Source organism: Myroides odoratimimus (assembly GCF_001485415.1).
GTDB classification, from domain to species: Bacteria; Bacteroidota; Bacteroidia; order Flavobacteriales; family Flavobacteriaceae; genus Flavobacterium; species Flavobacterium odoratimimum.
On the sequence record NZ_BCMQ01000007.1, the window covers coordinates 194,138 to 204,587 of the forward strand.

Below are 10,450 nucleotides of genomic sequence, written 5' to 3' on the forward strand. Positions count from 1 at the left end.
ATGAAAGGGATATGTAGTTAAAGTTTTGAATAGTAGCTATTTAATTTTGATTATTTCACAGTTGTTATAAAATGAATAGGGCCACCTTTATAAGGCGACCCTACTGTTATAGTATATGGTATCAGTGATTAGCTCAATCCTTCAACCAATCCATCCACTAAGTCAATTCTTAGTGCTTGTGGTGATTTTGGCAATCCAGGCATACGCATAATATCTCCTGCTATAGCCACGATGAACTCAGAACCTCTATTGATCACTAAATCATTGATTACAATGTCAAAATCTTTAGCTACACCGTATGCTGTTGCGTCTGCAGAGAATGAATATTGTGTTTTGGCAATACATACTGGATATTGATCCATATCTGTGTTTTTTAGTTGGGCTAATTTCTTTTTAGCAGCAGAGGAGAACTCTACTTTATTAGCTCCATATATCTTCTTAGTGATATTCTCTATTTTTACAGCTATTGTTTCACTGTCTTGATAAGGGAACTGAAGAGGTTTACTTGGGTTGTTTGCTATTGTGTTTACAACTACTTCAGCTAGGGCTTTAGCGCCTTCACCACCTTCTACGAATGCATTGTTAATCGCAAATCCAATGTGGTTATCCTTACAGTATTGTTCTACGATTTGTAGTTCCTCTGCATCATCAGTTGCATATTTATTGAAAGCAACTACTATGCTTTGTCCATAAGATTTAATATTCTCTACATGCTTAGCTAAGTTCTCTAAGCCTTTGCGGATGCCATCTGTATTTTTAGCTTTAATATCTTCGATAGCTACACCACCGTGCATTTTTAATCCTTGTGCAGTAGCTACTACCACTGTCAGTTTTGGTTGTAAACCAGATTTACGACACTTGATATCAAAGAATTTTTCGGCACCTAAGTCTGCACCAAAACCTGCTTCAGTGATGACATAGTCTCCATAGCTCATAGCCATTTTAGTAGCGATAACAGAGTTACATCCATGTGCAATATTAGCGAATGGTCCACCGTGAATAAAGGCAGCAGTGTTTTCCGTAGTTTGTACTAAGTTAGGATTAAGTGCATCTTTTAATAGTACCGTAATAGCTCCAGCTACACCTAGATCTTTTACTGTAAACATACTTCCGTCATAGCGATATCCTAATAAGATATTTTCGATTCTGCGTCTAAGATCTTCTATGTCTGTCGCCAGACACATAATAGCCATAATCTCAGAGGCTGGAGTAATGTCAAATCCTGATTCTTGTGGTACTCCATTAGCACTACCTCTTAGCCCAGTGTTGATATAGCGCAAGCTACGGTCATTCACATCCAATACTCTTTTCCACAATATTTCTTTAATTCCGTTTTCATTAGCTCTATTCTGATAGATATAGTTATCAAATAAAGCGCTTATCGTATTATGAGCTGATGTGATAGCGTGAAAATCTCCTGTGAAGTGTAGGTTGATATTCTCCATAGGCAATACCTGAGCATATCCACCTCCTGCAGCTCCACCTTTCATCCCAAAGCATGGACCTAATGAAGGCTCGCGTAGAGCTACTACAGCTTTCTTACCTATTTTATTTAACCCCAACGCTAGACCTATAGACACAGTGGTCTTACCGATACCTGCTTTAGTAGGAGTGATTGAAGTAACTAATATTAAATTTGACTTATTGATGTTCTCTGTATTCATAGCATCTAGAGGAACCTTAGCCATATACTTTCCGTAAGGGATAAGCTCTTCTTCATTTACACCGATAGAGTGTGCTACATCTTGTATTCTCTTTAACTCACATTCACGAGCAATTTCGATATCTGTTTTCATTTATAATGATAGTTTGTGTTATTGAAGAGTAAAGATAAGGTTTTTTGTAAGGGCAATTATCGCTATTGTGCTTAATTAAAGAAGGGATAGGTATTATGGCGAATTGTGTAATGAAAACCAAGATATATAAGTCGAAACCATAATTCTAGGATTCAATTTTTAGAAGCAATCTAAAAAATTAAGTGTTTTGTTAAATTCATATCTGTGTAGTGCAAATGGTTTAATTACTGAAGTGTTTTATTGTTTTTTATATCTAAATAATAACATATATCTTTACAACTTTAATAATATATTGTTTTATAAATGAAGACTGAAGCACAATTAATAGAAAGAAGTGGTAATAAATGCGAACTATGTGAGGCAACTGGACATTTAAATGTATATGAAGTACCACCTGCAGCAGCTAATGAAGCAGATAGAGAAATCTATATTTGTGATACTTGTTTAGAGCAAGTAGAGAAGAAAGCTGAATTAGATGCTAATCACTGGCAATGTCTTACTACATCAATGTGGAGTGAATTTCCAGCTGTACAAGTAGTAGCTTGGCGTATGCTGAACCGTTTCCGTAACGAAAGTTGGGCAGCAGATAGTTTAGAGATGATGTATTTAGACGATGAACTTTTAGAGTTTGCTAAACTTACAGGAGATCATACAGGGGATGGAAGTGTAGATCTTCATAAAGACTGTAATGGTAATGTATTAGTAGGAGGAGATACTGTGACATTAATTAAAGATCTTGATGTAAAAGGATCTACTATTAATGCTAAGATTGGTACTGCTGTTAGAAATATCCGTTTAGTACACGATAATACAGAACAAATCGAAGGAAAGATAGATGGTCAACAAATCGTTATCTTAACCAAGTTCGTAAAGAAACAAGCATAATTAGCATATACTGATATAACAGCCTCTTTGTTTTAGACTTAGAGGCTTTTTTATTGGCTTTTGGTAGCGGTGAGTCCGTAGTGAGCCCGTTATGAGTCCGTAGTGACTCCGTTAATTCTCGATAAATAACGCAGTCATTACTTAGGTGTTATAGTAAGGTAATGCTGATATTGCAAAGGAAATAGGTACGGTACTAGATGAAACTAGAAGCCTGAGAGGGGCTTGGTAATTATGTTGAGAGTATATTTTAGTAGCATGAGAGGATTAGAATAAACTTAACCAAATAGGAACACTAAATTCTTCTAATAGATGTGCAAGTTTAGTTTCTTTATAAGTTTCTCTTGTGAGCCACTTGGCTTCCGCTATTTCTGAAGCTACTTCTAGCGTTTGATGATTGATTATAATATGATAGATATGAGCTTTCACTATAGTATTCTTTTCATTCACAGCTTCTGTACTATGTGTACCCAGTAGGGTTAGTTCATTTGTGTTTACTGTTAAGTTTAGCTCTTCTTTTAACTCTCTTACTAAGGCTTGTTCAGGAGTTTCTCCTTTTTCGATTTTACCACCTGCCATCATATAATAGGTAGACGTTTTTTTGCGTACAGTCAGTAATCGGTTATCTTGATCTGTTATTAATGCTGATGCTAAATATAGAATAGTAGGAGTTGTCATATTAGACAGTTTTTTAAAATGTAAAGATAGTATTATTAAAAATAACTGTTCAATCATGTTTTGCGAAACTTTATCTTGAGTAAAACAGTACAAAAAGGTTAATTAAAGAAGAATAAGTACTAAAATTAAATGGTTAATATTTAAATAATTAGTCGTCCATTTAGTAAAGTTTATTACTTTTACCAACGAAATAAATGAATTACATATATCAATCGACTTAAATGATAAAAAAAATATAAGTTTGTTGTGGAAATATGTTTTTCAATAAAAAAATATTTTATCTTTATTCTATCAAAGTAATTACTAATATAGAATAAGATTTAGTGTATTACATTAGTTTTAATTTTTAAAATCCGTAAGCCTGATAAGAGGCGAAAATGAACATCACAATGGTAAAAGAAGAATTTACTGCATTATTTAAAGGGTATAAAGTACCTAATGAAATTAAAAGTTTATTGGAATTTCAGACATCTGAGAATATTCCATCTTATTATTCTAACGCTATCTATTTAATAGACGAGGATCCAGGAATCATCGAATCTATTTCAGAAGAAGAAGAATTTGTAAATTCGTTTGTTCCTTTTGCAGAGGCTAATAGTACTGGTAGTATTTTTGCTTTTTGGGTACAGGATAAAGCGGTAAAAAGTTTGGATAACTGTCCTATCGTTGTTTTTGGTGATGAAGGTGGAGTTTTTATCGTTGCTAAGAATATCAAAGAGCTATTACAGATATCAGCTTATGATGTGGAAGCAGTTGTGTTTATGGAAGAATTCTATTTCCCTGATAAAGAGGAACTGATAGAAGAAGGAGAATTCGATGCTGCAGAGTTCAATAAAGAATTCTTAGATTGGCTTCGTACTGATGCGAAATTAAAACCAATTCTTACAATAGAAGCTATAGATGAAGTGATTGCAAATGCACAAGATCAATTTGCTGATGAGTTAGAGCAATTTATAGCAAAGTTTGCATAAGTATAAAAGAAATAAGATAAGTATAATGAAAAGAGAGGAATTTCCTCTCTTTTTTGTTATAGATATGTTAATAAAAATAACTATCTTGCTCAACAAAATAAAAAAATATGGAATTTAATCAATTTGAAAATCAAGTTACAGAACAACGTGAGAAGCCTAATAACTATATGGGGCTGTCTATTACTTCTACAGTATTAGGTATGTGTTCTTTCTGGTGTATTGGGTTAATATTAGGTATTATCGCTATCGTAATGTCTAGTCAGTCTACTAGTAAATATAATAATGGTGAGTATGAGGCTTCTGTTAAAGCAGCTAGTACAGCGAAGAAATTAGCTTTAGTAGCTATTTTATTATTTGTAATCGCTATTGGTAAAGCTGTTTTTGATATTGTGAATGCAGGAGGTATTAATGCATACTTCGAAACAATTATGGAGCAAGTGAGAGCAGCTCAAAATATGTAATAGACTATAATGAAGAATTGGATACTTAGAATCATATTTCTAATAATTCCTCTTTTTGGATTATATTATTACTATCAGTTTTTTGGGAGTGGTGATAATGGTGGTCTATCGTGTATGTTCTATCGTGAGACAGGATGGTTATGCCCTGGATGTGGAGGACAGCGTGCCTTGCATGCATTACTACATGGACATTTTAGAGAGGCTATAGAATATAATGTAATGATATTAGTATACTTTCCTCTACTTGCTTTTTTATATATAGCATTAGTGGAAGTGTATATTGTAAAGAATGATAAGTTTTTGCAGAAATATGCTATTCCGAATTGGTTTGCCTATTCTTTTCTAGCACTTATTATTGTATTCTTTATAGTCAGAAATATATGGTAAAGTAAAAAGCCCCTTAGTTAATCTAAGGGGCTTTTGTATTTATAAGAAGATTAGGTTCTTATTTATCTTTAAAAGTGCGTAGTTCATTTTTATATACATAGTATATACTACTTGTGATAGGGTCTATTTCGTATAGAGGTCTATTGTTATCAATAGCTATTTTATCTACTTCTTTACCGTCTTTCTTTCTCACTTTGACTAGTTGTGTAGTTTCTCCTTCAGTACCTCTAGCGAATACATAAGCGTATTCAGCAGTTTGTTTAAGAGCATTAAATCTACTTTGTACCAATGGAGTGATAGTACTATTCAGGTCATTCATAAGGGACTGTTGAGTATTTAGTGTTTTTTGTGCTTTAGCACGATCTTTCTCACTGAATACATAGTCTTTGCTTTCTATTACTTGACCATTAGCATTGCGATAAGATACAGAATAGGTCGCACTTGTTATGGCTTGGTTTTTAGCATTCATAGCCCCCATATAAGCATTACCAGCTATAGACGCTGATTTTAGTAAACGTCTTCCTGCTTCTCCTGGTTCTTTATACGTGTTGTGGTATATAACATTTCCATCTTGACCAACTCCGATAACATCGTTTTGCCCAATGATACAGATTACACCATCGATGACTTCTAGACTAGTAATTAAATTGTTGTTATATATAGTTAATAGATGTTGTCATTAAAACTGTATGGAGTAAAGTTTTATTATGTTTTTTTTAACAGAATTGATTCAAAAAAATGATTGTATTATTTTTTATCTAAAATTTTACTATTTATCGAATAAAAGAGACGAAATAATAGGCTCTTATAGTTACAGTTTTTTTTATTATATTGAAATATGTTTAAAAAAAGCTGTAGTTTGGAATATTATTGCTGAATATTTATTTATTCTTTTTTACTTTTACTTATTTGATATTGTTAATTATTGTCGTAGTTTTATATATTATTTAGATCAGTGTTGTGTTAAAGTGACTTTATTTGGCATTTTTTTGATTATATTTTTCTGTTTTAAAACAATGGCAAAATAAAAAATATAGAAGTTTAGTGCTCTGAGGTAAAAGTGTGAAAAAATAAAGTGATGTAGGGTATTGATATATTTTTAAGAGAAATTATTTTTAGGAAATAGGAGATTTTATTATTCGTTTTTTTAAAAAAAATAAGAAAAGGGAATGAAAGTTGTGGTGTGTAGTTTAGAACGATATGAGTTATCTATCTCTGATATAGAATAGAAGATTGGTTTAAAAAAGTAGAAGTTGATTAATTATAATTATAGTAACCATGAAAAAGGTATTTAGTTTAATGTTCGGTGTATTGTTAGCATTTCAAATGCAAGCTCAGACTAAAGGAGCTTCAAATACATCAAAGGATGAACCTCGTGTGATTATCCTTGCAACAGGAGGAACAATAGCAGGGTCAGGAGAGTCGGCAACGAAGGCAGCTTATACTGCAGGTAAAATTCCGATTGAGAATCTTCTAAATGCTGTACCTGAGATGCATAAGTTTGGCAAAGTTAAAGGGGAACAGATTGCTCAGATTGGTAGTCAAGATATGAATATTGAAACTTGGTTGAAATTAAGTAATCGTATTAATGAGATATTCGAGAAAGACGAGGCTGATGGAGTAGTGATCACTCATGGAACGGATACCCAAGAGGAGACTGCTTATTTTTTAGAATTGACTATTAATTCTAATAAGCCTGTGGTATTAGTGGGAGCGATGAGACCTGCGACAGCGATGAGTCAAGATGGGAATAGAAACTTATTAGATGCTGTGATGGTGGCTGCATCTCCTGAAAGTAAAGAAGCAGGGGTGGTGATTGCAATGAATGAAGCAGTATTTGCAGCTAGAGATGTCACAAAAACAGTGACAACTAATATGGCTACATTTCAATCTAGAAATTTTGGACCAATAGGATTGATCTTTGATGGGAAAGTGAGTTACTACTATAAAACATTGAGATCTCCAGAGAAGAAGTTTAATGTAAAGGGATTAACTAAACTTCCTCAGGTAGAAATCGTTTACGGTTATGCTGATGCTAGTCCTAGAGCAGTGACTGCTGCCAAAGAAGAAGGTGTAGCTGGTATAGTATACGCTGGTATGGGGAATGGTAACTTTAATGCTCCTGTAGGAGATGCTTTAATAGCAGCTGCAAAATCAGGTATTATAGTTTGTCGTTCAGCAAGAGCTGGAGCAGGTAGAGTGACTTTATTTAATGAGGTGGATGATAATGCGCTTGGTTTTGTGGTAGCAGATGATTTAAGTCCTCAGAAAGCTAGAATCTTATTAATGTTAGCACTTACTGAGACCAAAGATAGAGCTGTGATTCAAGATATGTTCTTCAAATATTAAAAGAGATAAGTTATAACCATTAATATAAGAGGAGCGCCTACTGAATGTATATACAGTGTAGCGCTCCTTTTATATAGAATCTATACTAAAGGTATAATTAAAATTTTGTGGCTATGTTACTATTACAGTTCTGCATCTTGATAGGAATGATTCTTATCGGATCGCAAATGAAAGGAATTGGTCTTGGTGTTATGGGAATGGTTGGCTTAAGTATATTCGTATTTGTATTCGGTATGCGTCCTGGCGACCCTCCTATAGATGTAATGCTTGTGATTATGGCAATTGTGTCTACAGCTGCTACACTTCAAGCCTGTGGTGGACTTGATTACTTAGTACAATTAGCGGAAAAAGTGATTCGAAGTAACCCTTCTAATATTGTGTTTATCGCACCATTTACGGTTTATTTCTTTTGCCTTTTTGCTGGTACAGCGCACTTACTATATTCTTTATTACCTATTATTTCTGAGGTAGCAGCTAAAAAGAGAATTAGACCTGAGCGCCCTTTAAGTATATCAGTTATCGCTTCTCACTTAGCTATAACAGGAAGTCCGATGAGTGCCGCGACAGCTGCTTTTGCAGGAGCTAGTATTTTAGCTTATCAAGGAGCTTTGATAGATATTATGAAGGTGTGTATACCAGCTTGTCTTATTGGTATTTTAATAGGTTGTTTATCTGTTCTTAAGAAAGGGAAAGAGTTAGAAGATGATCCTATATTTATTGAGAAGATGAGAGACCCTGAGTTTGCTAAAAGTCTTGATGCAGACGAGGTAGGAGAGAAAAAAGAGTTAAAAAAAGGAGCGAAGAGTTCTGTTGTTATATTTTCTATAGCAGTGTTATTAATTGTTCTAGCGGGTGCTTTTCCTCAATTACTTCCTGTGTTTGAACCTGGGGCTGTAAGCTTAGTGCTTAAGGCTAATGGAGAACTACAGATGGTAGCAGTGATAAGTATGATTACATTGACTGCGTCTGCTCTAATGATGATTACGACCAAGACAAGTGCTATAGCAGTGACAAAGGTTAGTCTCTTTAGTTCTATGGCTACTGCGGTAGTCTCTGTGTTTGGGGTAGTATGGATGAGCTCTACTTTTATGGCGCATAATGAGGTGGTGATAAAAGCATTTATGACCGATGTGGTTTCTGCATATCCGTGGACTTTTGCTATTGCTGTATTTATTTTAGGTGCCTTGATGTTTAGTCAAGCAGCTACAACTAAAACGATGATGCCTCTAGGGGTGTCTTTAGGATTGTCTAATCCAGCGTTGATTGCAATTTTCCCAGCAGTAAATGCGGATTTCGTATTACCAGGTTATCCAACATTGCTAGCAGCAATTAATTTTGATAGAACAGGAAGTACTAAAATCGGGAAGTTTGTAGTGAATCACAGTTTTATGATTCCAGGGTTAGTTGCTATAGGTGTTGCAGTAACAGCCGGTTTCTTATTAGGAGCTATATTATTATAAAAAATGAAGAATTAAATAAAAAAAATGAAAATGAAAAAGGCATTATTATTAATGACGATGTTTGTAAGTGCGGGAGCAATGGCTCAGGAACCGCAATCTTCTACAGACACAATAGTAAAACCTATTATCCCCGTCGAGAAAGTAGGATTGTTAAAAAATATAGACGTTCTATTTCATACTAGAGTAGGGTTTGAGAGTTATTTTGATAACGGAACTTTTACAAACTCTGAGTTTGATAATAATCAAGCACGTATTGAGATAAAGGGGAAAATACATGATCGAGTGTATTTTAGATTTAGGAATAGATATACTCAGAAATCTGAAATAGGAACTAAAGATCATATCGAAAGAGGGGTTGATATGGCATTTGTTGGAATTTACCTTGATCCTAAGACTAGATTAGACATTGGTAAGATGAGTACTGACTGGGGAGGATTTGAGTTTGATTTAAATCCAATCGAGATTTTACAGTATAATGATATATTGCAACATGCTGATAATTTCTTGACAGGAGTTGGGGTTACACATACTCTGGATAATGGGCATTCTTTTGGATTGCAAGTGCTAAATTCTAGAACACAGCATTTTGAAGACCAGTATCAGGATTTTGATATTACTAATATAGAAAAAGCAAAAATGCCTTTAGCTTTTGTTACGAATTGGAGAGGTAATTTCTTTGGTGGTAAGTTCCAAACAAATTATAGTTATAGTTACTTTCAAGAAGCCAAAAGTAAAGTGATGAACTATGTGTCCCTTGGTCATAAGTATCAAGATGATAAATTAACCATTATGTATGACTTCCAGTATAGCAAGGAAGATCTAGATCGTAAAGGGATGGTTAGTTATATGGTGAATAATACCTTAGCAGATGGTGTTAAAGGACATGTGAGTGAAAATGTAGCTTATATGGATAACTGGATTAAGGCAGATTACTTAGTTACTCCTAAGTTAAATTTATCATTAACATTGATGACTAGTAACGCTTATGGTAAGAATATAGAGAGTACTACAAGTGGTACAGATCGCTTGAGAACAAGTTATGGTTTTATACCAACAGTACAGTATATACCATTTAAGGATATTAATGTGAGGTTCTTTGTGTCTTATGTAGGAAGATATTACAATTACTCATCTTATGCTAAGAATAATTTAGGATTAGAAAATTATAATACAGGAAGATTGACAATAGGATTTGTTGCTCCTTTATTGATACTATAATAAATATGTCATAATAATAAGTATAAGCTCTAAGTCTACTGACTTAGAGCTTATCTTTTTTATAGGAGTAGCTCAATAGCGCCTTACTATATATACTAGAGCACAATATTAAATATATTTCGCCCTCTAGCGTTACGTATATATAGTATAGAGACGCCATAAGGTTATAACCTTTAAAAAAAGATAAAAAAACTTTTGCTCGTAAAAGGTAATATAATAGAGAGTTATGAAATACTTTTTAAAAACAT

The 10,450-nt window shown here is 33.7% G+C and carries 10 protein-coding genes; 7 read left to right on the top strand and 3 right to left on the bottom strand.

Annotated features, from left to right (window positions below):
• Window positions 1–128 precede the first annotated feature (128 nt).
• A complete protein-coding gene (locus MODO_RS09430; protein WP_006260180.1) occupies window positions 129–1,796 on the bottom strand; it encodes a formate--tetrahydrofolate ligase in 1,668 nt (555 codons plus the stop codon).
• Between the two features lie 303 nt (window positions 1,797–2,099).
• Between MODO_RS09430 and MODO_RS09435 the strand changes: the two genes are divergently transcribed.
• On the top strand, window positions 2,100–2,681 hold the full coding sequence (locus MODO_RS09435; protein WP_006260179.1) for a PhnA domain-containing protein: 582 nt from the start codon (window positions 2,100–2,102) through the stop codon (window positions 2,679–2,681).
• A 264-nt stretch (window positions 2,682–2,945) separates the two neighbouring features.
• On the opposite strand, the gene MODO_RS09440 is transcribed toward MODO_RS09435, so the two are convergent.
• Complete coding sequence (locus tag MODO_RS09440) at window positions 2,946–3,356, bottom strand: NUDIX hydrolase (protein ID WP_006260178.1); 411 nt, start codon at window positions 3,354–3,356, stop codon at window positions 2,946–2,948.
• A gap of 377 nt (window positions 3,357–3,733) precedes the next feature.
• Here MODO_RS09440 and MODO_RS09445 point away from each other — a divergent pair, with 377 nt between their 5' ends.
• The 3 genes from MODO_RS09445 to MODO_RS09455 all read left to right on the top strand — a co-directional run bounded on the left by MODO_RS09445 (window position 3,734) and on the right by MODO_RS09455 (window position 5,175).
• Window positions 3,734–4,327 (top strand): cell wall assembly protein, encoded by a 594-nt coding sequence (locus MODO_RS09445; protein ID WP_225581973.1) that lies wholly within the window; start codon window positions 3,734–3,736, stop codon window positions 4,325–4,327.
• 107 nt (window positions 4,328–4,434) lie between these two features.
• Window positions 4,435–4,788: a CD225/dispanin family protein gene (locus tag MODO_RS09450; RefSeq protein WP_006260176.1), complete on the top strand. Its 354-nt coding sequence runs from the start codon at window positions 4,435–4,437 to the stop codon at window positions 4,786–4,788.
• A 9-nt stretch (window positions 4,789–4,797) separates the two neighbouring features.
• Window positions 4,798–5,175 (top strand): DUF2752 domain-containing protein, encoded by a 378-nt coding sequence (locus tag MODO_RS09455; RefSeq protein WP_006260175.1) that lies wholly within the window; start codon window positions 4,798–4,800, stop codon window positions 5,173–5,175.
• 58 nt (window positions 5,176–5,233) lie between these two features.
• On the opposite strand, the gene MODO_RS09460 is transcribed toward MODO_RS09455, so the two are convergent.
• Window positions 5,234–5,644, bottom strand: a complete 411-nt coding sequence (locus MODO_RS09460) for a hypothetical protein (protein WP_230456750.1) — start codon at window positions 5,642–5,644, stop codon at window positions 5,234–5,236.
• An 809-nt stretch (window positions 5,645–6,453) separates the two neighbouring features.
• Here MODO_RS09460 and MODO_RS09465 point away from each other — a divergent pair.
• From MODO_RS09465 to MODO_RS09475, 3 genes are all read left to right on the top strand, one after another.
• A complete protein-coding gene (locus MODO_RS09465) occupies window positions 6,454–7,524 on the top strand; it encodes a type II asparaginase (RefSeq protein WP_006260173.1) in 1,071 nt (356 codons plus the stop codon).
• A 113-nt stretch (window positions 7,525–7,637) separates the two neighbouring features.
• The gene (locus MODO_RS09470; RefSeq protein WP_006260172.1) at window positions 7,638–8,984 is read left to right on the top strand and encodes an anaerobic C4-dicarboxylate transporter family protein; all 1,347 of its coding nucleotides are present in this window, start codon (window positions 7,638–7,640) and stop codon (window positions 8,982–8,984) included.
• 30 nt (window positions 8,985–9,014) lie between these two features.
• Window positions 9,015–10,202, top strand: coding sequence for a porin (locus MODO_RS09475; protein ID WP_006260171.1), 1,188 nt, complete (start codon window positions 9,015–9,017; stop codon window positions 10,200–10,202).
• The last annotated feature ends 248 nt before the right edge of the window (window positions 10,203–10,450 follow it).

Excerpts from the sequence above, each read along its gene's own strand:
- MODO_RS09455 (WP_006260175.1), top strand. The coding sequence starts at position 4,798 with ATGAAGAATTGGATACTTAGAATCATATTTCTAATAATTCCTCTTTTT.
- MODO_RS09475 (WP_006260171.1), top strand. The coding sequence starts at position 9,015 with ATGAAAAAGGCATTATTATTAATGACGATGTTTGTAAGTGCGGGAGCA.
- MODO_RS09450 (WP_006260176.1), top strand. The coding sequence starts at position 4,435 with ATGGAATTTAATCAATTTGAAAATCAAGTTACAGAACAACGTGAGAAG.
- MODO_RS09435 (WP_006260179.1), top strand. The coding sequence starts at position 2,100 with ATGAAGACTGAAGCACAATTAATAGAAAGAAGTGGTAATAAATGCGAA.
- MODO_RS09465 (WP_006260173.1), top strand. The coding sequence starts at position 6,454 with ATGAAAAAGGTATTTAGTTTAATGTTCGGTGTATTGTTAGCATTTCAA.
- MODO_RS09440 (WP_006260178.1), bottom strand. The coding sequence starts at position 3,356 with ATGACAACTCCTACTATTCTATATTTAGCATCAGCATTAATAACAGAT.
- MODO_RS09470 (WP_006260172.1), top strand. The coding sequence starts at position 7,638 with ATGTTACTATTACAGTTCTGCATCTTGATAGGAATGATTCTTATCGGA.
- MODO_RS09460 (WP_230456750.1), bottom strand. The coding sequence starts at position 5,644 with ATGAATGCTAAAAACCAAGCCATAACAAGTGCGACCTATTCTGTATCT.
- MODO_RS09445 (WP_225581973.1), top strand. The coding sequence starts at position 3,734 with ATGAACATCACAATGGTAAAAGAAGAATTTACTGCATTATTTAAAGGG.
- MODO_RS09430 (WP_006260180.1), bottom strand. The coding sequence starts at position 1,796 with ATGAAAACAGATATCGAAATTGCTCGTGAATGTGAGTTAAAGAGAATA.